This is a genomic window from Phaeobacter sp. CC-HEC084 (assembly GCF_059429255.1).
Map to the genome: position 1 here is coordinate 981,027 of NZ_JCAIJQ010000009.1, position 22,116 is coordinate 1,003,142.

General features: G+C 62.1%; 15 protein-coding genes. 9 read left to right on the forward strand and 6 right to left on the reverse strand.

The window, feature by feature from the left end:
• Window positions 1-57: 57 nt before the first annotated feature.
• Window positions 58-1,047: a complex I NDUFA9 subunit family protein gene (locus AC5SSZ_RS21865; RefSeq protein ID WP_495440045.1), complete on the forward strand. Its 990-nt coding sequence runs from the start codon at window positions 58-60 to the stop codon at window positions 1,045-1,047.
• 88 nt (window positions 1,048-1,135) lie between these two features.
• Here the strand turns inward: AC5SSZ_RS21865 and AC5SSZ_RS21870 are convergent, their stop codons facing one another.
• Complete coding sequence (locus AC5SSZ_RS21870) at window positions 1,136-1,939, reverse strand: undecaprenyl-diphosphate phosphatase (protein ID WP_495440047.1); 804 nt, start codon at window positions 1,937-1,939, stop codon at window positions 1,136-1,138.
• Between the two features lie 238 nt (window positions 1,940-2,177).
• Here AC5SSZ_RS21870 and AC5SSZ_RS21875 point away from each other — a divergent pair, with 238 nt between their 5' ends.
• From AC5SSZ_RS21875 to queG, 5 genes are all read left to right on the forward strand, one after another.
• Window positions 2,178-3,617, forward strand: coding sequence for an NAD(P)-dependent oxidoreductase (locus AC5SSZ_RS21875; protein WP_274829981.1), 1,440 nt, complete (start codon window positions 2,178-2,180; stop codon window positions 3,615-3,617).
• Between the two features lie 75 nt (window positions 3,618-3,692).
• Complete coding sequence (gltB, locus tag AC5SSZ_RS21880; RefSeq protein ID WP_274829980.1) at window positions 3,693-8,225, forward strand: glutamate synthase large subunit; 4,533 nt, start codon at window positions 3,693-3,695, stop codon at window positions 8,223-8,225.
• A 312-nt stretch (window positions 8,226-8,537) separates the two neighbouring features.
• Complete coding sequence (gene mtgA, locus AC5SSZ_RS21885) at window positions 8,538-9,272, forward strand: monofunctional biosynthetic peptidoglycan transglycosylase (RefSeq protein ID WP_065271983.1); 735 nt, start codon at window positions 8,538-8,540, stop codon at window positions 9,270-9,272.
• A 64-nt stretch (window positions 9,273-9,336) separates the two neighbouring features.
• Window positions 9,337-10,002, forward strand: a complete 666-nt coding sequence (fzlA, locus tag AC5SSZ_RS21890) for an FtsZ-binding protein FzlA (RefSeq protein WP_065271982.1) — start codon at window positions 9,337-9,339, stop codon at window positions 10,000-10,002.
• Between the two features lie 21 nt (window positions 10,003-10,023).
• Window positions 10,024-11,076: a tRNA epoxyqueuosine(34) reductase QueG gene (gene queG / locus AC5SSZ_RS21895; protein ID WP_495440051.1), complete on the forward strand. Its 1,053-nt coding sequence runs from the start codon at window positions 10,024-10,026 to the stop codon at window positions 11,074-11,076.
• Window positions 11,077-11,185: 109 nt separating this feature from the next.
• Here queG and AC5SSZ_RS21900 read toward each other — a convergent pair whose 3' ends face one another.
• The 3 genes from AC5SSZ_RS21900 to AC5SSZ_RS21910 all read right to left on the reverse strand — a co-directional run bounded on the left by AC5SSZ_RS21900 (window position 11,186) and on the right by AC5SSZ_RS21910 (window position 15,539).
• Window positions 11,186-11,986 (reverse strand): carnitinyl-CoA dehydratase, encoded by an 801-nt coding sequence (locus AC5SSZ_RS21900; protein ID WP_495440053.1) that lies wholly within the window; start codon window positions 11,984-11,986, stop codon window positions 11,186-11,188.
• Window positions 11,983-14,022, reverse strand: coding sequence for an acetate--CoA ligase family protein (locus AC5SSZ_RS21905; protein ID WP_495440054.1), 2,040 nt, complete (start codon window positions 14,020-14,022; stop codon window positions 11,983-11,985). Before AC5SSZ_RS21905 ends, AC5SSZ_RS21900 begins: the two co-directional genes overlap by 4 nt.
• A 353-nt stretch (window positions 14,023-14,375) precedes the next feature.
• A complete protein-coding gene (locus tag AC5SSZ_RS21910) occupies window positions 14,376-15,539 on the reverse strand; it encodes an acyl-CoA dehydrogenase family protein (RefSeq protein WP_065271978.1) in 1,164 nt (387 codons plus the stop codon).
• Between the two features lie 78 nt (window positions 15,540-15,617).
• On the opposite strand from AC5SSZ_RS21910, the gene AC5SSZ_RS21915 reads away from it, so the two are divergent.
• Window positions 15,618-16,556 carry a GlxA family transcriptional regulator gene (locus AC5SSZ_RS21915; protein ID WP_495440058.1) on the forward strand — a complete coding sequence of 313 codons (939 nt, stop codon included), beginning with the start codon at window positions 15,618-15,620 and terminating at the stop codon, window positions 16,554-16,556.
• 3 nt (window positions 16,557-16,559) lie between these two features.
• Here the strand turns inward: AC5SSZ_RS21915 and AC5SSZ_RS21920 are convergent, their stop codons facing one another.
• Window positions 16,560-17,759: a hypothetical protein gene (locus AC5SSZ_RS21920; protein WP_274867871.1), complete on the reverse strand. Its 1,200-nt coding sequence runs from the start codon at window positions 17,757-17,759 to the stop codon at window positions 16,560-16,562.
• 43 nt (window positions 17,760-17,802) lie between these two features.
• Window positions 17,803-18,573: a class II aldolase and adducin N-terminal domain-containing protein gene (locus tag AC5SSZ_RS21925; protein WP_495440061.1), complete on the reverse strand. Its 771-nt coding sequence runs from the start codon at window positions 18,571-18,573 to the stop codon at window positions 17,803-17,805.
• A 182-nt stretch (window positions 18,574-18,755) separates the two neighbouring features.
• On the opposite strand from AC5SSZ_RS21925, the gene ade reads away from it, so the two are divergent.
• A complete protein-coding gene (ade, locus tag AC5SSZ_RS21930) occupies window positions 18,756-20,558 on the forward strand; it encodes an adenine deaminase (RefSeq protein WP_495440064.1) in 1,803 nt (600 codons plus the stop codon).
• A complete protein-coding gene (locus AC5SSZ_RS21935; RefSeq protein WP_274835179.1) occupies window positions 20,555-22,021 on the forward strand; it encodes an AMP nucleosidase in 1,467 nt (488 codons plus the stop codon). Before ade ends, AC5SSZ_RS21935 begins: the two co-directional genes overlap by 4 nt.
• Window positions 22,022-22,116 lie beyond the last annotated feature (95 nt).

A 22,116-nucleotide genomic window follows, 5' to 3' on the forward strand; every position in this document is an offset into this window, starting at 1 on the left:
GTTTGAAACCCGCTGGCCCGGTAGATCGGGTCAAGAGCTAACTGCAGGAGCCAAAAGATGTCCAAACTGGTCACGATCTATGGCGGATCTGGTTTTGTCGGTCGATACATTGCGCGCCGGATGGCCAAGGAAGGCTGGCGGGTCCGGGTCGCCGTGCGCCGCCCGAACGAGGCGATGCATGTAAAACCCTACGGTGTCCCTGGTCAGGTTGAGCCTGTCTTCTGCAATATCCGCGACGATGCCTCTGTCGCGGCGGTAATGCAGGGCGCGGATGCGGTTGTGAACTGCGTCGGCGTTCTGAACGAGCTGGGCAAGAATACCTTTGATGCCGTCCAGGCCGAAGGCGCGGGCCGCATCGCCCGGATCGCTGCCGAACAGGGTGTCCAGCAGCTGGTACATATCTCTGCCCTTGGCGCCGATGCCGAAAGCGACAGCGACTATGCCCGCAGCAAGGCCGCAGGCGAAGCCGCCGTTCAGGAGGCTTTCCCGGCTGCAGTGATCCTGCGCCCCTCGATCATCTTTGGCACCGAAGATCAGTTCTTCAACCGCTTCGCCTTGATGACACGGCTGTCGCCTGTGCTGCCGATTGCCTACGGCAAGACCCTGTTCCAGCCGGTCTATGTAGATGATGTGGCGCGCGCCGCCGTTGCCGGTGTGCTGGGCCAGGCCGAGCCGGGTATCTACGAGCTGGGCGGGCCGGAAGTGAAGAGCTTTGCCGCGCTGATGCAAGAGATGCTGTCGGTCATCCATCGCCGTCGTCTGGTGCTGTCGCTGCCGCGATTTGTTGCCGGTATCGTGGCTTTCGGGTTTGACGTGCTTCAGGCCGCCAGCTTCCAGCTGATCGAGAACAAGGTGCTGACCCGCGACCAGCTGAAGAACCTGCGCCGCGACAATGTGGTATCTGAGGGCGCCAAAGGGTTCGCGGATCTGGGGATCGAGCCGGAACTGATGGGGCCGATCCTGCCGGATTACCTGTGGAAATTCCGTCCCTCCGGGCAATACGACGTGATGACCGCTTCGGCCCGCAATCTGAAGGGCGACGCCTGATCGCATTGGCGGCAGGTCCATATAAGATCATGAAGCGCGGTCCATCTGGTGCCGCGCTTTTTCTTTGTCTGATCGGTGCAGAGGGATCTCAGCTATAGGCGACGATCAGCAGCACAACGCCCAGAACCACCCGGTAGATCACATAGGGGGTGAAGCTGACCGATCTCAGCAACCTCATCATCAGGCTAAGGGCTGCAAGGGCCGAGACCAGCGCCAGCACGGCGGCGATGGCGGCGTCGCGCATCAGGGCGGTATTTGCCTCGACCGCGACTTCAGCCCCCAGCAGAACGCCCGAGGCGATAATGGTCGGGATCGACATCAGCATGGCGATCCGTGCGCCCTCGGTGCGGGTATAGCCCAACTGCCGGGCACCGGTGATGGTGATGCCGGACCGTGAGGTGCCGGGGATCAGCGCGATCATCTGCCACAACCCCATGATCAGCGCATCACGCAGGCCCCAGTCTTGTGCAGATTTCAGGCTCGCTCCCTTCTGATCGGCGACATATAGGACAATGCCAAAGATCAGCATGGTCCAGCCGATGACCGCAGTTGAGCGCAAGGTGTCGCTGAAGCCGGTGAAATGCAGGGCGGCGCCGAACAGGACCGTGGGGATTGTTGCGACGATCAGCCCCAGCGCCAGCCGGGCACCTTCGGTGTCTACATGTCCACAGGCCAGACGCGGCAACCCCATCAGGCCGGTGCGCACATCTTTCCAGAAATAGATCACCACGGCCGCCAGTGTGCCGACGTGAACGGCCACGTCGATCACCTGCCCCTGATCGTCCAGCCCGGTCAGCGCAGGCAGCAGAATCAGGTGCCCGGAGGAGGAAATCGGCAGGAATTCGGTGATGCCCTGAATGAGGGCGACCAGGACGAGTTGAAAGAGAGGCATGGTCGGGCGCTCCTGTATCGGACCGGAGGGGTCCTAAGCGGTCAATTTTCTTTATTAAATTTGCGCCCGGATGGGAAGCGCAGCACTTAGGTCCGATTCGGATCTAAAATCACTGTACTTTTTTGCTCCAGCGGGTATCAGAAAGCGAGAACTGACAAAATAGGTCAGTACAGTTGACTTTTAATCCGCCGCGCTTCGATCTATGACGACCGGAGCAAGCTAAAAATGGAGTCCCCCCGTGGCCAAGCAACCAATGCTCAAATTCGTGCAGATCGAACGCGACATGCCCGAGAAGCGGACCGCGGAAGCGCGCAAGGAAGATTTCGACGAAATCTATGCGGAGTTCGCCCAGGCGAAGGCAGAAGAGCAGGCCAGCCGCTGCAGCCAGTGTGGCGTGCCCTATTGCCAGTCCCATTGTCCGCTGCACAACAACATCCCCGACTGGCTGCGCCTGACCGCGACCGGCCGCTTGGAAGAAGCCTATGCCACCAGCCAGGCGACCAATACATTCCCGGAAATCTGCGGCCGCATCTGCCCGCAGGACCGCCTGTGCGAAGGCAACTGTGTCATCGAGCAATCCGGCCATGGCACGGTCACCATCGGCGCGGTGGAGAAATACATCACCGACACCGCCTGGGAAAACGGCTGGGTCAAACCCTTTGCACCGCTTCATGAGCGTAGCGAAAGCGTTGGCATCATCGGTGCCGGCCCCGGCGGTCTGGCAGCTGCGGACATGCTGCGCCGCGCGGGTGTGCAGGTCACCATCTATGACCGCTATGACCGGGCCGGCGGGCTGCTGACCTACGGCATTCCCGGCTTCAAGCTGGAAAAAGACGTGGTAATGCGCCGCAACAAACTGCTCGAAGACAGCGGCGTTACATTCGTGATGAACTGCAACGTTGGCGAGGACATCTCCTTTGCTGATCTCCGGGCCAAGCATGACGCGGTGATCATTGCCACCGGCGTCTATAAATCCCGCGATCTGGCCATGCCGGGCAGCGGCGCGGCGGGCATCGTCAAGGCGATCGACTTCCTGACCGTCTCCAACAAGCGCAGCTTTGGCGACACGGTTGCCGAATTCGACAGCGGTGAGCTGAATGCCGAAGGCAAGAAGGTCGTCGTGATCGGCGGCGGTGATACCGCGATGGACTGCGTGCGGACCTCGATCCGCGAAGGCGCGACATCGGTGAAATGTCTCTACCGCCGCGACCGTGCCAACATGCCCGGTTCGCAGCGCGAAGTGCAGAACGCCGAGGAAGAAGGCGTCGTCTTCGAATGGCTGTCGGCGCCCAAGGGATTTGCCGATACGGATGGCAAGGTGACTGGCGTGATGGTGCAGAAAATGCGCCTGGGTGCCCCCGATGCCACCGGCCGTCAGGCTCCCGAGGTGATCGAAGGTGCCGACTATGTCGAAGAGGCCGATCTGGTGATCAAGGCGCTGGGCTTTGAACCCGAAGATCTGCCCACCCTCTGGGGCCAGCCCGAATTGCCGGTCACCCGCTGGGGCACCGTCAAGGCCGAGTTCAAATCCGGCGCAACCGATCTGCCCGGCGTCTATGCCGTGGGCGATATCGTGCGCGGGGCGAGCCTCGTGGTCTGGGCCATCAAGGATGGACGTGACTGTGCCGAGGCGATCCTGGAGCGGTTCAACGCAAAGGCAGCCGTCGCAGCTGAATAACCAAAGACTTCGGTCCCACGTGGATGCGCGCCCCTGAAACAGGCGAGGCGCCCCCGCCAGGCAAAGGAAAATGACATGACGAAATATGATGCAGAATGGGTCCGCGCCGAAGAAGCCAAGCGCAAGTGGATGGCAGAAAACGGTCTCTATTCCGAGGAAGAAGAGCATTCTTCCTGCGGTGTGGGTCTGGTCGTCTCGCAGGATGGCAGCGCCAGCCGCAAGGTGGTCGAAGCCGGTATCAACGCGCTGAAGGCGATCTGGCACCGCGGTGCGGTCGATGCCGATGGCAAGACCGGCGATGGTGCGGGCATCCACGTGCAGATCCCGGTTCCCTTCTTCTATGACCAGATCAAGCGCACCGGCCACGAGCCGCACACCGATCAGCTGATCGCGGTTGGTCAGGTCTTCCTGCCGCGTACCGATTTCGGCGCACAGGAAACCTGCCGGACCATCGTGGAAACCGAAGTTCTGCGCATGGGCTATTACATCTATGGCTGGCGCCACGTGCCCGTCGATGTGACCTGCCTGGGTGAAAAGGCTAACGCCACCCGCCCCGAGATCGAGCAGATCCTGATCTCCAACTCCAAGGGCGTGGACGAAGACACCTTTGAGCGGGAACTCTACGTGATCCGCCGCCGGATTGAGAAAGCAGCCGCTGCTGCCGGGATCGGTGGTCTTTATATCGCGTCGCTGTCCTGCCGGTCGATCATCTACAAGGGCATGATGCTCGCCGAACAGGTTGCGGTTTTCTATCCCGACCTGATGGACGAACGCTTTGAATCTGCCTTTGCAATCTATCACCAGCGCTATTCCACCAATACCTTCCCGCAGTGGTGGCTGGCACAGCCGTTCCGCATGCTGGCCCACAATGGTGAGATCAACACACTGAAGGGCAACGTCAACTGGATGAAGAGCCACGAGATCCGCATGGCTTCCTCCACCTTTGGCGATTATGCTGAGGACATCAAACCGATCATCGCGGGCGGGTCTTCCGACTCGGCGGCGCTGGATTCGGTGTTTGAGGTTCTGGTGCGCGCGGGTCGCTCCGCCCCCATGGCGAAAACCATGCTGGTACCCGAAAGCTGGTCGAAACAGGCGGTCGAACTGCCCGAAGCCTGGCGCGACATGTATTCCTACTGCAACTCCGTGATGGAGCCCTGGGATGGCCCGGCCGCGCTGGCAATGACAGACGGTCGCTGGGTCTGCGCCGGTCTGGACCGTAACGGCCTGCGCCCGATGCGCTATGTCGTCACTGGCGATGGTCTGGTGATCGCGGGGTCCGAAGCGGGCATGGTTCCGATCGACGAAGCCAACGTGGTGGAAAAGGGCGCGCTTGGCCCCGGTCAGATGCTGGCCGTGGACATGAAAAAGGGCAAGCTGTTCCACGACACCGAGATCAAGGACAAGCTGGCCGCCGCGCTGCCGTTCGGCGAGTGGGTTGAAAAGATCAACGATCTGGACGAATCCCTTGCCACGGTGACGGAAAAGCCGCTGTTCCAGGGCGAAGAACTGCGCCGCCGCCAGATTGCGGCCGGTTACACCATCGAAGAACTGGAACAGATCCTTGCGCCGATGGCCGAGGACGGCAAGGAAACGCTGGCCTCGATGGGCGACGACACCCCGTCGGCGGTTCTCTCCAAGAAATACCGCCCGCTGTCGCATTTCTTCCGTCAGAACTTCAGCCAGGTGACCAACCCGCCGATCGACTCCCTGCGTGAATACCGGGTGATGTCGCTGAAAACGCGGTTCGGGAACCTCAAGAACGTTCTGGACGAGGACAGCAGCCAGACCGAGATCTTCGTTCTGGAAAGCCCCTTTGTCGGCAACGCCCAGTGGGACAAGCTGATGGAGAGCCTCAACGCGCCGCTGGTCGAGATCGACTGTACCTTCGTGGCAGGCAAAGGCTCGCTGAATGCGGCGCTCCAGCGCATTCGCGCCGAGGCTGAAGAGGCAGTGCGCTCCGGCTCTGGCCATATCGTTCTGACCGATCAGCATTCGAATGCGGACAAGGTTGCAATGCCGATGATCCTGGCGACCTCCGCCGTGCATTCGCATCTGACCCGCAAGGGTCTGCGGACCTTCTGTTCGCTGAACGTGCGTTCGGCCGAGTGTATCGACCCGCATTACTTTGCGGTGCTGATCGGTTGTGGCGCCACCGTGGTGAACGCCTATCTGGCCGAGGATTCGCTGGCAGACCGTATCGAACGCGGCCTCTTGGACGGCAGCCTGACCGAGAACGTCAGCCGCTACCGCGAAGCCATCGATCAGGGCCTCTTGAAGATCATGGCCAAGATGGGCATCTCGGTGATCTCCTCTTACCGTGGCGGTCTCAACTTCGAGGCCGTCGGCCTGTCCCGCGCCATGTGCGCCGAATACTTCCCGGGTATGACCAGCCGGATTTCCGGCATCGGTGTGTCGGGTATCCAGGTCAAGGCCGAGGAAATCCACGGCACCGCATGGGCAGAACAGCAGAACGTTCTGCCGATTGGCGGCTTTTACAAGGCGCGTAAATCGGGTGAGACCCACGCCTGGGAAGCCAGCTCGATGCACATGCTGCAGATGGCCTGTAACAAGGCGTCCTACGAGATGTGGAAGCAGTATTCGGCCAAGATGCAAAGCAATCCGCCGATCCATCTGCGCGACCTTCTGGACATCAAGCCGCTGGGCAAGCCGGTGCCGCTGGAGGAAGTGGAAAGCATTACCGCGATCCGTAAACGCTTTGTGACGCCGGGCATGTCGCTGGGGGCGCTGTCGCCCGAGGCGCATAAGACGCTGAACGTCGCGATGAACCGCATCGGCGCCAAATCGGATTCCGGTGAGGGTGGCGAGGATCCGGCACACTTCGTGCCGGAGCCCAATGGCGACAACCCGTCGGCCAAGATCAAACAGGTGGCTTCGGGCCGTTTCGGTGTCACCGCCGAATACCTGAACCAGTGTGAAGAGCTGGAGATCAAGGTCGCTCAAGGTGCCAAGCCGGGTGAAGGTGGTCAGTTGCCGGGGATGAAGGTCACCGACCTGATTGCCCGCCTGCGCCATTCGACCAAGGGCGTGACCCTGATTTCGCCGCCGCCGCACCACGATATCTACTCGATCGAGGATCTGGCGCAGCTGATCTATGACCTGAAACAGATCAACCCGCGCTGCAAGGTGACGGTGAAACTGGTGGCTTCCTCTGGTGTTGGCACCATTGCTGCTGGCGTTGCCAAGGCGAAGGCCGACATCATCCTGATCTCGGGCGCCAATGGCGGCACCGGTGCTTCGCCCGCGACCTCGATCAAATTCGCGGGTCTGCCCTGGGAAATGGGTCTGACCGAAGCGCATCAGGTTCTGGCGATGAACAACCTGCGGGGCCGCGTGACTCTGCGCACCGATGGTGGTCTGCGCACGGGACGCGACATCGTCATGGCCGCGATGATGGGCGCCGAGGAATACGGCATCGGTACCGCCGCGCTGATCGCGATGGGCTGCATCATGGTGCGTCAGTGCCAGTCGAACACCTGCCCGGTGGGCGTCTGTACCCAGGACGAAAGCCTGCGTGACAAGTTCACCGGCAACGCCGACAAGGTGGTGAACCTGATCACCTTCTACGCGCAGGAAGTGCGGGAAATCCTCGCTTCCATCGGTGCGCGCAGTCTGGATGAAGTGGTTGGCCGTGCGGATCTGCTGGCGCAGGTCTCCCGCGGGTCGGCGCATCTCGATGATCTCGACCTCAACCCGCTGCTGATCACAGTCGATGGCTCTGCCAGCATCGTCTACAACCGCGACAAGGACCGCAACGCGGTGCCGGATACGCTGGACGCGGAAATCGTGCGCGATGCGGCGCGGTTCCTGCAGGATGGCGAAAAGATGCAGCTGTCCTATGCGGTGCAGAACACCCACCGCACCGTGGGCACCCGCACGTCGAGCCATATCGTGCGCAACTTCGGAATGCGCAATTCCTTCCAGCCCAACCACCTGACGGTGAAGCTGCAAGGTTCGGCCGGTCAGTCCCTGGGGGCCTTTGCGGCGCCGGGTCTGAAACTGGAAGTGTCCGGTGATGCCAACGACTATGTCGGCAAGGGCCTGTCGGGTGGCATGATCGTCGTGCGTCCTCCGATGGCCTCGCCGCTGGTGGCAAGCGACAACACCATCGTTGGCAACACGGTGCTTTATGGCGCTACGGACGGTTACCTGTTCGCAGCGGGCCGCGCGGGCGAGCGTTTCGGGGTCCGCAACTCGGGCGCCAAGGTGGTGATCGAGGGCTGCGGCTCCAACGGTTGTGAATATATGACCGGCGGTGTTGCGGTCATCCTAGGCTCCATCGGCGCCAACTTTGGTGCGGGCATGACCGGGGGTATGGCATACCTCTATGACCCCGAGGGTAAGGCCGAGACCATGATGAACATGGAATCGCTGGTTACCTGCCCGGTCACCGTGGCGCATTGGGAAGCGCAGCTGAAAGGCCTGATCGAGCGTCATCTTGAGGAAACCGGAAGCCGCAAGGCCGCGGAGATCCTGCAACACTGGGACATCGAGAAGGGTAATTTCCTGCAGGTTTGCCCCAAGGAAATGCTGAACAAGCTGGCGCATCCTATCTCGGAAGAGCAGGCTGCCGTTCCCGCCGAATAAGCCGAACGAAAACAGTGCTATCAAATTGTCCCGCAGGCGACCCGCCTGCGGGGCTTTTTCTTTTTGGGGGAGTGTTTCTCCGAGTCACCCGAGCAGCAAGCCCCGGCGCCTACATCGCCTGACCCCTGCCTATCCCGGGACAGGACCGGTTCAAGCACAATGGCGGTGCCCCGCCTGCGGCGCGGAGCCTCCGCAATTCTGCCTGAGCCGTCCCTTTGTCCCGTGCCCGTTTTGGGCATGCGATGAGGGCTCCGGAGCAGCAGGCGGATTTCACGGTGGCAGCCACGGGTGGCTCTGCCGTATAGAGGGGGTATGGCGAAGGCAGCGAAGAAAAAGCCGGGCCCGCGCAGTGCGTCTCTGCTGCGCCGGATGACCTGGCCCTTGAGGTGGGTGCGCAAATGGGTTCTTAGAGCCTTTTTTGCGGCTGCCCTGCTGGCTGTGGCGTTGGTGGCGCTCTATTCGGTGGTGAACCCGCCGATCACCCATACGATCTGGAGCGAACAGCGCAGGCTGGGTGAGGTGGATCGGGAATGGGTCCCGTTTGACCATATCGCGCCGGTCATGGCGCGCTCCGTGGTGGCGGCGGAAGATGCGCGGTATTGCCAGCATTGGGGTATTGATGTCACCGCGATCCGTGCGGCACTGGCTGAGGGCGGTCAGCGTGGCGGGTCGACGATTTCCCAGCAGGTGGTGAAGAACGTATTCCTCTGGCAGGGACGCAGCTGGATCCGCAAGGCGCTGGAAACACTGATGACTCCGCTGGTCGAGGCGATCTGGAGCAAGCGGCGCATTCTGGAGGTCTATCTGAACGTCGCGGAGATGGACGAAGGCGTCTTTGGCGTCGAGGCGGCGGCGCGGCAGTATTTCGGCGTCGGCCCGGATGCTTTGTCCGCGCGTCAGGCGGCGCTGATCGCGGCGGTGCTGCCGGATCCCAAGGGCAGATCGGCGTCGCGGCCGTCAAAATTCGTCCGGCAACGGGCGGCGCAGATCCGGGATGGGGCGGCCACCATCCGCGCAGATGGACGATCAGCCTGTTTCGAGGATTGAAACTTTTGCCGCAAGCGGGCATTGCTGGTTCTATCCCGCACGCTTCAGGAGACTCCACCCGCCAATGGCACGCCTGTATCATGTCCCGCTCTCACCGTTTTGTCGCAAGGTCCGCTTGTCGCTGGCGGAAAAGAAGATCGAGGTCGAACTGGTCGAAGAACGCTATTGGGAGAAAGATCCCGATTTCCTGCGGCGCAACCCGGCGGCCAAGGTTCCGGTGGTACGTCTTGATGGCAAGATGATGTCGGAAAGCGCGGCGATCTGCGAGTATCTGGAAGAAAGCCGCCCGGAACCGTCGCTGATGCCCTCTGATCCCGATGGCCGTTATGAGGTGCGCCGTCTGGTCAGCTGGTTCGATGACAAGTTCCACCACGAGGTGACCTCGAAACTGCTGTATGAGCGGGTCAACAAGAAGGTCACCGGCGAAGGCTATCCCGACAGCCGCAACGTCAAGGCCGGTGCGCGGGCGATCAAATATCACCTGGATTACATGGCCTGGCTTCTGGACCACCGGCGCTGGCTGGCGGGGGACAGCATGACGCTGGCGGATTTTGCCGCCGCCGCGCATCTGTCATCGCTCGATTATATCTCCGATGTGGACTGGAACCGGTCCGCTGCCGTGAAGGATTGGTATGCCAAGATCAAGTCGCGCCCGGCGTTCCGGTCGATCCTGGCTGATCAGATCCCCGGCTTCCGGCCGCCACCGCATTATGCTGACCTCGATTTCTGATCTGCGCCTGCCGGTGTTGGCATGAGTGCTGCCCTGAAGGAAAAGCTGACCCGCCAGGCGCTGGACGAGGGGTTCGTCGCTTGCCGGATCTGCCGCCCGGGGGATGTACCCGAGGTGCCTGCGCGGCTGCAGGCCTTTCTTGAGGCAGGGTATCACGGGCAGATGGGCTGGATGGCGGAGCGTAGCCATTGGCGCGGTGATCCGGCGCAGCTGTGGCCCGAGGCGAAATCGGTGATCATGCTCGCCGAAAGCTATACCCCCGACGAAGACCCGATGGCGGTTGTCGGTCAGAAGGACCGGGGCGCGGTCTCGGTCTATGCACGCGGCAAGGATTACCATGATCTGGTCAAGAAACGCCTGAAACGTCTGGCCCGCTGGCTGATTGCCGAGGCGGAGAAGGCGGGCGATCCTGCCGAGGTGAAGGTTTTTGTCGATACTGCGCCAGTTCCGGAAAAGCCACTGGCGCAGGCGGCCGGGCTGGGCTGGCAGGGCAAACATACCAATCTGGTCAGCCGGGATTGGGGCAACTGGGCCTTCATAGGCTCTGTTTTCACCACGCTGGAGCTGCCGGTCGATACGCCAGAGCGGGATCATTGCGGCTCCTGCCGGTCCTGCCTTGCGGCCTGTCCGACCGATGCCTTTCCCGCGCCCTACCAATTGGATGCGCGGCGCTGCATTTCCTATCTGACGATCGAGTACAAAGGCCCGATTGACGAAGAGCTGCGCGGCAAGATGGGCAACCGGATCTATGGCTGTGACGATTGTCTGGCCGCCTGCCCGTGGAACAAATTCGCGGTTGCAGCCAGCGACATGCGTTATGCCGCCCGCGAAGGGCTCAACGCGCCGCGTCTGGCCGATTTGGCGGCGCTGGACGATACGGCGTTCCGGGCGATGTTCTCGGGCTCGCCGATCAAGCGGATCGGGCGGGATCGGTTTGTGCGCAATGTTCTATATGCCATCGGCAATTCGGGCGATCCCGCCCTTGGCCGGGTGGCGGCGCGGCTGACCGAGGATGCGGATCCCGTGGTCGCCGATGCCGCGCGCTGGGCGGTGCAGCGCATCAAAGGGAGTTGAAGCTTTTCACGCCTGTCGCGCCAGCGGCAGGCACGCGTCCGCCCGCTCGGGCAGACGCTTAGCGACGTGTCTCAGGCGATCTATCGTTTCAGGCTCAGCCTGAAAAGCTCTAGCGGCCCTTCCAGACCGGATCGCGTTTCTCGGCAAAGGCGCGGGCGCCTTCCATCTGGTCTTCGCTGTCATAGAGCACATCGACCGAGCGTAATTGCCGCTGGGTGATCCGGTTCATCGCATCCTGGAACTTGGAATCTTCGGCATCGCGCACGATTTCCTTGATCGCCGCATAGACCAGCGGCGGCCCCGAGGCGAGCAGCCGAGCCAGTTCCCAGGCACGGTCCATCAGCTGATCGGCGGCGACGATTTCATTCACCAGCCCCCAGCGGTTCGCCTCTTCCGCGTCGAACCAGCGTCCGGTGAGCAAAAGCTCCATGGCGATGTGATAGGGGATGCGTTTGGGCAGTTTGATCGAGGCCGCATCGGCCACCGTGCCCGAACGGATTTCCGGCAGGGCAAAGGTGGCGTGATCGGCGGCGATGATCATGTCCGCTGACAGCGCCAGTTCCAGCCCACCGCCACAGGCGATGCCGTTTACCGCTGCGATCACCGGTTTGTTCATCTCGCGCATTTCCTGCAGGCCACCGAAGCCGCCAACGCCGTAATTGCCATCGACGGCATCACCATCCGCGGCAGCCTTCAGGTCCCAGCCGGGGCAGAAGAACTTGTCACCGCCACCTGTCACGATGGCGACGCGCAATTCGGGATCATCGCGGAATTCGCGGAACACCTCGCCCATGACAACGCTGGTCTTAAGGTCGATGGCGTTGGCCTTTGGTCGGTCCAGCGTCACCTCAAGGATGGCGCCTTCGCGGCGGGTTTTGACGGGGCTTTGTGCAGTTTCTGTGTCGGTCATCTCATCCAGTCCTTTCTGCGCATCAGCGCATCCGCCGCGATGGCATCATCGGCGGTACAAATCAGCGGGTTGATCTCAATCTCTTCCAGTCCCTCGGCGTGGTCCAGCACATAAGAGCCGACCGCGCGAATGGCGCGCAGGATGGCCGCGTGGTCTGCGGCGGGTCTGCCCCGGTAGCCGTCGAGCACCCGGGCGATCCGCAGGGAGCCGAGTGCAGCCTCGATTGCTGTGTCGCTGGCGGGCAGCAGAAGTGAGACGCTGTCCTGCATCAATTCGGTCAGGGTGCCACCGGCGGCGAGGGTCAGGACAAAGCCATGTGCTGGATCCTTCACTACGCCGATCAGCAGTTCGGCCACCGCATCCGTGATCATCTCTTCGACCAGGAAGGAGGAGGCAGGCATCTGCTCTGCGGCCGCGCTTACGGCGCCGCCGGACATCAGGTTCAGAACCACGGCGCCCGCCTCGGTCTTGTGGGCGACGCCTTCACCTTTCAGCGCGACCGGATAGCCGATGTCAGCTGCGCTGGCGCGCGCCGCGCCCGGTGTTTTTGCGCGATGGGATTTCGGGATGCGCAGTCCGTAATCCGCAAGGCGCCGCTTGGCTTCGGCCTCGGGGATCAGATCGGGATCTACCGTCGGCGTGGGCAGCAACAGCGGTTCGGCAGCGGGCAGGGGGGATCCTGCGGCCGCTTCGCAGGCGATGATCGCTTCGCGCAATCCGCAGAAGGGCACCACGCCTGCCGCCATCAGCTGCGCCGCGACTTCTTCGGGCAGCAATTCGGGCAGGGAGGCTACCATCCCCACATTGGCGCCGGTCTGCTGGCGGGCGCCAATCGCGGCCTCAATCGCGCAGTCCCAGTCCGCAGCCGAGCAGCGATCGGGGCGCGGGAAATCGACGATCAGCAGGGTCATCGCCAGCGACGGGTCCATCATCGCGGAAAAGGCGCGGGTCATCGCATCGACGTCGCGCCAGATATAGGTGTGGTAATCCAGCGGGTTGGCCAGTGCCACCATCGGTCCCAGCGCCGCGCGCAGGTTGGTCGTCTGGCGCTCGTTCAGCGGCGGAAAGACCACATCAAGGTCATGGGCCGTATCCGCCGCCAGACTGGCCTCGCCGCCAGAACAGCTGATCGAGGCGATCCGGTTTGAGGCGAGAGGCCCGGTGACGTGCAGCAGTTTCAGCGTCTCAAGGAAAGAAGAGAGATCATCGAGCCGCGCAATGCCAAGGCGGGCGAGCAGCGCTGCCGCCCCGGCATCTCCCCCGGCGACCGATGCGGTATGGGAAACGGTCGCTGCCTGTGCCTCGGCTGATTTTCCAACCTTGAGGGCAACAATGGGTTTGCCCAGCTCCCGGGCACGTTGGGCGAGGGCCTCGAAGGCCCGCAGATCGCCAAAGCCTTCGATATGCAGACCAAGGGCCGTCACCCGGTCGTCTTCCAGCAGGGCGGCGCCAATGTCGGCGATGCCGGATTGCGCCTGATTGCCCGCTGTCACCACATAGGCAAGGGGCAGACCGCGTTGCTGCATGGTGAGGTTGATGGCGATGTTGGAACTTTGGGTGACGATGGCCACACCGCTGTCGGTGGGTTGCCCGCCATGCTGATCCGGCCACAAAAGCGCGCCGTCCAGATAGTTGATGAAGCCATAGCAGTTCGGTCCGAGAATCGGCATCTCGGCCGCGGCCTCCAGCAATCGGGCCTGCAGGTCAGCGCCTTCGGCATCCTCGGCTTGGGCCTCGAGGAAACCGGAGGCGAAACAGACCGCGCCGCCGGCATTCCGGGCGGCAAGGTCGGCGACGATATCGACAGTGGCAAAGCGGTTCACCCCGATGAAACTGGCATCCGGTGCAGCGGGCAGATCCGCAACGGAGGCATAGGCGGGCAGACCTGCGATCTCTTCGGCCTTGGGGTGAACCGGCCAGATCTGGCCAGCGAATCCCATCGACCGGCATTGCTCAACCACCAGCCGACACCAGTCGCCGCCGCCAATGACGGCGATTGTTTCGGGCCGCAACAGTCGTGACAGGCGCGGAGTCATGCTGAAACTCCATGCAAACTGAAAAATTTTGGGCCAAGGGCGGAATTATAGCCGCGCTGATAACGTTTCATTAATGAAATGATCCCTTTATGGTTGTGCGGATTGAGTAGGGATGCTTTAGACCGCGATTTCAGAACGCCCCCCGGTTCCTTTTGGGTCCGGGGGGTTGTCGTTTTTGAACTGCCTTTTTTCCCGGGAGATCGCTGCACTTTGTTTGCACAGGGAGCCGACGGTATCAGGTCTGCGACAGAGGCGTACCGTAAACAGGTCGCGAAATCTGACCCAAATCCGGCGCTCATCCAATGAGTGAAAAACGGCCGGTAGCCGGGAAATATGGTCTTCACCACCGGGGGTTACCCGCCCAGAGGACGCAGCAACTCCCGGCTGATGATGTGGCGCTGGATTTCGCTGGTGCCTTCCCAGATCCGTTCAACCCGGGCATCGCGCCAGATACGCTCAAGCGGCAGCTCGTCCATCAGGCCCATGCCGCCGTGAATCTGGATCGCCTCATCCGCGACCATGGCCAGCATTTCAGTCGCCTTCAGTTTCGCCATGGACATGTCGCTTTCGGTGACGCTGCCCTGATCGAATTTCCAGCCTGCTTCCCAGGTCAGAAGGTTTGCTGCCTTCAGCTCGGTCGCCATATCCGCCAGTTTGAAGGACACGCCCTGGAATTTCCCGATCTGCTGGCCGAATTGCTTGCGCTCGGCGGAGTATTCCACCGCATGCTGCAAGGCGCGTTCAGCGCGGCCCAGACAGGTGGCCGCAACCTGCAGTCGCGTTGCGCCTAGCCAAGTGTTGGCGACCTCGAACCCCTTGTCCACCTCACCCAGAATGGCGGATTTCGGCAGGCGGCAATCGTCGAATTCCAGCACCGCGTTGGTATAGCCGCGGTGACTGACATTGCGGTAGCCGTCGCGCACGCTGAAGCCCGGCGTGCCCTTGTCGACGAAAAACGCTGTGATCTTCTTCTTCGGACCGCGCGGAGTATCCTCTTCGCCCGTGGCCATGAAGACGATGGCGAAATCGGCAATATCGGCGTGGCTGATGAAATGCTTGGTGCCGTTGAGGATGTAATCATCCCCATCCGCCCGCGCCGTGGCGGTCATGCCGCGCAGATCGGACCCGGCGCCCGGCTCTGTCATTGCCAGACAATCCCATTTTTCGCCCTTCATGCAGGGGTAGAGGTACTTTTCCTTCTGCTCATCCGTGCCGGCCAGCAGGATGTTCGACGGGCGCGCAACGCAGGTCCAGTGCAGCGCGTAGTTGGCGCGACCCAGTTCCTTTTCGTACATCAGCCAGCTGAGCGTATCGAGCCCGGCGCCACCCACCTCTTCCGGCATGTTGGCGGCATAAAGACCCGCTTCCATCGCCTTGGCCTGCAGCTCCTTGATCAGCTCCATCGGCAGATGACCGCTGCGCTCCACCTCAAGCTCATGCGGGTACAGCTCTTTTTCGACAAAGGCGCGGGTGGTGTCGACGATCATCGACTGTTCTTCGGTCATCCCAAACTGCATCTGCGGAATCCTTCTTGTTCGCTTGTCCGGGAGACTACGCGGAGTATAGGTAGGTTTCATGCGCAAATGGAGAAAATCATGCAAAGTTGGGTGAAAGATCGCGCCGCACCGCAGCAGGTGGATGTGCTGCTGTTTGATGATTTCTCGGGTCACTGTTTGGCCAATACAGTCGAGCCCATGCGCGCGGCCAATACGCTGGCCGGGCGGCAGATCTACGACTGGCGCTTTCTTACGCTGGAGGGCGGCACGGCGGTGTCGTCGGCGGGGATGGAGGTCAACGCGCACGGGCGGCTCGCTGAATACGGCGGCGACATGCTGATCGCCATGCCCAGCTATCATTACCGGCCATTGGCCACCGATAAGGCGTTGCGCGGGCTGCGGGCGGCGGCGCGGCGCTACACGGTGATGGCGGGGTTTGATGCCGGGGCCTGGCTGCTGGCCTCTGCAGGTCTTCTGGACGGGCACCGGGCCACCATCCACTGGGAAGAGTTGCAGGGTTTCACCGAGGCCTTCCCCTCGGTCGATGCGCAGCGGCTGCGTTATGTGCGGGACGGGGATCGGGTCACCTGTTCCGGCGCGCTGGCTGCCTTCGAGCTGATGCTGGATCTGATCGCGGAACGCCACGGCCAAGCGCTGCGGCTGGAGCTTGCGGCGCTGTTCATGAGCCCGGAGGCCACTGGCGGTCAGGTCATCCCACTGGCCCGCAGCCGGTCGTTGGTGCGGGCCATCGACTTGATGCAGGCGAATCTGGAGATGCCGTTGCCCATTGGAGAGGTCGCCCGCCGGGTGGGCCGCAGTCAAAAGGATCTGGAGGCGCGGATGAAGGCGGAACTGGGCGCGCCGCCGCAAGCGGTCTATCGCAGGCTGCGGCTGATACAGGCGCGCAAACTGGTGCTGGAAACCACGCTCAGCGTGGCCGAGATTTCCCTGCGCTGCGGCTATGAAGATCCCAGCGCCATGACACGTGCCTTCCGGCAGGAGTTCGGCAGTACCCCGCGCCAGATGCGCCGGGGGTAAGGGTTAGGGGGCAGCCTGCCGGGCAGTGATCCACAGGTTCAGCCGCCAGATCCCCCAGGCCAGCGGAACCGCTGCCAGTCCGCCGATCACATAGGCCAGCGGTTCATCGGCAAAGCTCTCGAACAGTTGGGTATAGGCGTGGATGCCGCCAAAGGTCAGCGACGCATTGAACAGGCCGCGTTCATTGCGCATCGCCGCCCAGACCACCATGCCCGCCAGCGCCAGTGCCCAGAGGATGGAATAGAGATTGGCCGACAGCTCCAGCGCGGTGTCCCGGAACGCTGTGCGCGCGGCATTGAAGCTGTCCCAGTCCTGATGAACGCTACCGTAATAGCGGCCCGGCCCCCAGATGGTTTCACCCACGAAATCGCCCCAGAGCGAACCGACCAGCGCACAGAGGTTGGCCACCACAAAGGCCAGCATGACAAGAATGCGCAGATGCCGCGCAATGCGTTCCGGCTGGCTGCGGGCGAGCCACAGGCACAGGGCGATCAGCGCAGACATCTGCAGAATCGATAGGGTAGGTTCCGGGGAATAGAACACGTAGGCGGCGTGGAAATAGGCGCTGCCCGTTTCCAGCGCCTGAGCAAAAGGCGCCAGAGCAAAAGCGGTGACCAGCCGCACGTCGATCAGCGCGCCGATCCCCGCCAGCAGCGCCGCATAATACAGCATTTCAAAGTTGCGCAGCGGAGAGCCGATATCGTGTTGTCTGCTCAGCGCTTCGATCCCGATGATATGGACGGCCAGCGCCATCAGGATCAGCGCCCCCAGCACGAAATGCGACGACAGCCCGCCGCGCCAGTACCGCAGGGCAAGAACTGCCAGCAGCAAACCACCCACAGGCCACAGGACCCAGCCCGCGATCTCTTCGTAATTGTCCATCAGTTCCAGCGTGGCGCCACCGATCAGCATGCCTGCGCCGATCAGCGTGGCAGCATTGCCGAACATGTGGAACATCTCGCCCCCCCGGGCCAGGATCGCCAGCCCGGTGAGGGTCATCAGCAGACCCGCAATCGCCACGGGCAGCGGATCGGCCAGCCAGAAGATGAAGCCGCCCGTCGCCGCGAGGATCCCGAGGCACAGGATGACGTTGACCCCGAGGGTTATCATCGCTTCGCGGGCGCGGGATTCGATGATGCGGGCCTGATCGGCGGTGATCACGCCCTCTGCCGTCAGACGGGTGGTATCGGCAATCGCATGCATCGGGCAGCCCTCATCAACAACTCATGCGGGGACAGGCCCCGCCTCAGCTTGCGTAAGTTGACCCCTCGCTGTCCAGTACTGCCTTGATCTCGCGCAGGTGTGCTTCGGCCTGCCCAGGATAGGCGTCCAGCTCGGCAGCGGTCTTTTCGGCGACTTCGTCCGACAGATAGCTCAGCGGCTGGCCGGTTTGCAGGGCGCGGATATAGGTCTCGGCCGCGCGTTCGAAATAGTAGAGCCGGTTGAAGGTATCGCCGGGCGTGTCGCCGATCACCAGAACCCCATGGTTGCCCATGATCATCACCTTCTTCTTGGGATCGGTGAGCATGGCAGCGCAGCGGGCGCCTTCATCCTCGAAGGCAAGACCGCCATAGCCATCGTCGATCACGTAACGGTCATGGAAGGTCGCGGTGTTCTGGTCGATGGCAGGCAGGTTGCTGTCGGCGAGCGAGGCCAGAACCGTGGCAAAGATCGAATGCACATGCATCACGCAGCGCGCGTGCGGGCACAGGCGGTGGATCGAGCCATGCAGCCCCCAGGCGGTGGGATCGGGGGCATCGGGCCGGTTCATCGTGGCCGGATCATCCGCATCCAGCAGCAACAGGTTCGAGGCGGTGATGCGGGCGAAATGCATCTGGTTGGCATTCATCAGGAACCGCGTGCCTTCGGGGTTCACCGCGAGGCTGAAATGGTTCGCCACCCCTTCGTGCATATTGAGCCGCTCGGTCCAGCGGAAGGTCGCTGCAAGGTCCACCCGCTCCTGCCAGTGTTCTATATTCTGCCGGTCGACATCGGGGCGCAGATCCGTGACGGTCATGGGAACCTCTTCATATATCCAAATTAGAGCCTGTTTCAGGGCTCATTGATCATCCTGCCCCAGCCTCCTCCGCCGACAGGGAAGTGGCAAGGGGGATTTTTCGCTTTGTGCAGAAGGTGATCCTTTGATGACAGGATGCCTTCGGCCCTTGCACTTGTGAGCGCAATCAGAACAATTGGCGCATGACACAGACCGCATTTCCCAGCTGGCCCGATTCCGCCCCGAAACTGATCGAAGTCGCTGCAGGCCGCGCGCCCGCAGATACGGTGATCCGTCAGGGCAGGTGGGTGAATGTCCACACCCGTGAAGTGCTGGACGGGCACGACATCGCCATCGTCGCGGGGCGCATTGCCTATGTCGGGCCGGACGCCTCTTATTGCACCGGACCGGAGACAGAGGTGATCGAGGCCAACGGTCGCTTTATGATTCCCGGCCTGTGCGATGCCCATATGCATATCGAATCCGGTATGCTGACCCCGGCGGAATTTGCCCGCGCGGTGATCCCGCATGGCACCACCTCGATGTTCACCGACCCGCATGAGATCGCCAATGTTCTGGGCCTTGATGGCGTGCGGATGATGCATGACGAGGCGCTGATGCAGCCGGTCAATATCTTCACCCAGATGCCCAGCTGCGCGCCTTCGGCGCCGGGGCTGGAAACCACCGGATATGAAATCACCGCCGAAGACGTGGCCGAGGCGATGACATGGCCCGGCATCATCGGTCTGGGTGAGATGATGAACTTCCCCGGCGTCGCCAACGCCGATCCCAAGATGCTGGCGGAAATCGCCGCCACCCAACGGGCAGGGAAAACAGTCGGCGGGCATTACGCCTCTCCCGATCTGGGACCGGATTTCGCGGCCTATGTGGCAGGTGGCCCGGCGGATGATCACGAAGGCACCTGCGAAGCGGACGCCATCGCCCGGGTCCGTCAGGGCATGCGGTCAATGATGCGGCTGGGGTCTGCCTGGTATGACGTCGAAAGCCAGATCACCGCTGTGACGGAAAAGGGCCTGGATCCGCGCAACTTCATTCTCTGCACCGATGACTGCCATTCCGGCACGCTGGTGCACGATGGCCATATGAACCGGGTGGTGCGCCACGCCATCGCCTGCGGCTGCGATCCGGTAATCGCGCTGCAGATGGCCACCATCAACACGGCGACGCACTTTGGGCTGGAGCGCCAGCTTGGCTCGATCACCCCTGGGCGGCGCGCGGATGTAATCCTGACCTCGGACCTGCGCGAATTGCCCATCGAACTGGTGATCGCGCGCGGGCAGATCGTGGCAGAAAACGGCTCTATTACTGTTGAATGCCCGCACTATGACTGGCCAGAGAGCGCCACCGGCACGGTGCATCTGGGCCACGCGCTGTCGGCGGGTGATTTTGAACTGAAGGCGCCGGAGGGGGCGAACTCGGTTACCGCCAATGTGATTGGCGTGGTGGAGAACCAGGCCCCGACCAAGGCGCTGAAGGCGGAATTGCCGGTGGTCGACGGGTTGGTCCAAGGCACCGGCGAGGTCTGCCAGATCGCGCTGGTCGAACGCCATCAGGCCACGGGCGGCGTCACCAATGCCTTCGTCTCGGGCTTTGGCTATCAGGGGTCCATGGCGATGGCTTCGACCGTGGCGCATGACAGCCACCACATGATCGTGGTTGGCACCGACCGGGAGCAGATGGCGCTGGCCGCAAATCGCCTGGCCGAGGTTGGCGGCGGTATCACCCTGTTCCGCGACGGAGAGGAGCTGGCGCTGGTCGAATTGCCCATCGCGGGCCTGATGTCCAGCAGCCCCGCGACCGAGGTTGCCGCCAAGGCGCAGAAGATGGTCGAGGCGATGGAGGCCTGTGGCTGCAAGCTGAACAACGCCTATATGCAGCATTCACTGCTGGCGCTGGTGGTGATCCCGGAACTGCGGATTTCGGACCTGGGGCTGGTGGATGTGCGTACATTCAAGAAAATCCCCGTGTTAGAGCCGATTTCATGACCACCATTCGCCTGCCTGAACATCCCGCCCCCGAGACATTCACCGACGCGGCGCAGGCCGTGGAGCGGCTGGAGCTGCTCTATCGGCAGGCCACGGAATTCCTGTGTGATGCCTTCCTTTCTGTGATGTCGGACACGGGACCGCAGGATCAGCGCATCCGCGCCTTCTATCCTGAAATCCGCTTTACCACTTCTTCCTTTGCGCAGGTGGATTCGCGGCTCAGCTTTGGCCACGTGTCGATGCCGGGCACCTATGCCACCACGGTGACGCGCCCGGATCTGTTCCGCAATTACCTGATCCAGCAGATCGGGTTGTTGATCAAGAACCACGGACAGCCGGTGACAATTGGTGCCTCCGATACGCCGATTCCAGTGCATTTCGCGGTGGCTGCACGTCCCGATCTGACGGTGCCGCAGGAAGGCGCCGCCGGGTTTACCCTGCGCGATGTGTTCGATGTGCCGGATCTGTCCACGACGAATGATGACATCGTCAACGGCACCCATCAGCCCGCCAATGGCAGCGGCCCCCTGTCGCTGTTCACCGCCCAGCGTGTCGATTATTCGCTGGCGCGGCTGGCCCATTACACAGCAACCGATCCGTCCCATTTCCAGAACCACGTGTTGTTCACCAACTACCAGTTCTACGTGGCCGAGTTCGAAGCCTACGCGCGCGCGCAGCTGGCTGATCCGGCCTCGGGCTACAGCAGTTTTGTCAGCACCGGCGATCATGAGATCACCGATGCAGATGCTGAAATCCCGCCCATCGCCAAGCTGCCGCAGATGCCGACCTACCATCTGAAACGGGCGGATGGCAGCGGCATCACGCTGGTTAATATCGGCGTTGGCCCGTCCAATGCCAAAACCGCCACCGATCATATCGCGGTGCTGCGGCCGCATGCCTGGCTGATGGTGGGCCATTGTGCTGGCCTCAGGAACACGCAGGCGCTGGGCGATTTTGTGCTGGCCCATGCGTACCTGCGCGAGGATCACGTTCTGGATGATGACCTGCCTGTCTGGACCCCGATCCCGGCGCTGGCGGAAATCCAGATCGCACTGGAACAGGCCGTGGCCGAGGTGACCGAGTTCGAAGGCTACGATCTGAAGCGGATCATGCGCACCGGCACCGTCGCCACCATCGACAATCGCAACTGGGAACTGCGCGACCAGTCCGGCCCGGTGCAGCGGCTCAGCCAGTCGCGCGCCATCGCGCTGGATATGGAAAGCGCGACAATCGCCGCAAATGGCTATCGCTTCCGGGTTCCCTATGGCACATTGCTCTGTGTCTCGGATAAGCCGCTGCATGGCGAGCTGAAGCTGCCCGGCATGGCGTCGGACTTCTATCAGACCCAGGTTGCGCGCCATTTGCAGATCGGAATTCGGGCAATGGAGCAGCTGCGCGGCATGCCATTGGAGCGGCTTCACAGCCGAAAACTGCGCTCTTTTGATGAAACGGCCTTCCTCTGAGGCTAGTTTTCCCCAAATTTCTGCGGAAATTCGCTTGTTTTCACAATCTTTGCTATCGCTACGCGTTGTGTTACCGCACAACATAACGATAATGT

What these genes read in the sequence shown, in the direction of transcription:
- AC5SSZ_RS21865 (WP_495440045.1), top strand. Translation starts at nt 58, where the DNA reads ATGTCCAAACTGGTCACGATCTATGGCGGATCTGGTTTTGTCGGTCGA.
- AC5SSZ_RS21870 (WP_495440047.1), bottom strand. Translation starts at nt 1,939, where the DNA reads ATGCCTCTCTTTCAACTCGTCCTGGTCGCCCTCATTCAGGGCATCACC.
- gltB (WP_274829980.1), top strand. Translation starts at nt 3,693, where the DNA reads ATGACGAAATATGATGCAGAATGGGTCCGCGCCGAAGAAGCCAAGCGC.
- mtgA (WP_065271983.1), top strand. Translation starts at nt 8,538, where the DNA reads ATGGCGAAGGCAGCGAAGAAAAAGCCGGGCCCGCGCAGTGCGTCTCTG.
- fzlA (WP_065271982.1), top strand. Translation starts at nt 9,337, where the DNA reads ATGGCACGCCTGTATCATGTCCCGCTCTCACCGTTTTGTCGCAAGGTC.
- queG (WP_495440051.1), top strand. Translation starts at nt 10,024, where the DNA reads ATGAGTGCTGCCCTGAAGGAAAAGCTGACCCGCCAGGCGCTGGACGAG.
- AC5SSZ_RS21900 (WP_495440053.1), bottom strand. Translation starts at nt 11,986, where the DNA reads ATGACCGACACAGAAACTGCACAAAGCCCCGTCAAAACCCGCCGCGAA.
- AC5SSZ_RS21905 (WP_495440054.1), bottom strand. Translation starts at nt 14,022, where the DNA reads ATGACTCCGCGCCTGTCACGACTGTTGCGGCCCGAAACAATCGCCGTC.
- AC5SSZ_RS21910 (WP_065271978.1), bottom strand. Translation starts at nt 15,539, where the DNA reads ATGCAGTTTGGGATGACCGAAGAACAGTCGATGATCGTCGACACCACC.
- AC5SSZ_RS21915 (WP_495440058.1), top strand. Translation starts at nt 15,618, where the DNA reads ATGCAAAGTTGGGTGAAAGATCGCGCCGCACCGCAGCAGGTGGATGTG.
- AC5SSZ_RS21920 (WP_274867871.1), bottom strand. Translation starts at nt 17,759, where the DNA reads ATGCATGCGATTGCCGATACCACCCGTCTGACGGCAGAGGGCGTGATC.
- AC5SSZ_RS21925 (WP_495440061.1), bottom strand. Translation starts at nt 18,573, where the DNA reads ATGACCGTCACGGATCTGCGCCCCGATGTCGACCGGCAGAATATAGAA.
- ade (WP_495440064.1), top strand. Translation starts at nt 18,756, where the DNA reads ATGACACAGACCGCATTTCCCAGCTGGCCCGATTCCGCCCCGAAACTG.
- AC5SSZ_RS21935 (WP_274835179.1), top strand. Translation starts at nt 20,555, where the DNA reads ATGACCACCATTCGCCTGCCTGAACATCCCGCCCCCGAGACATTCACC.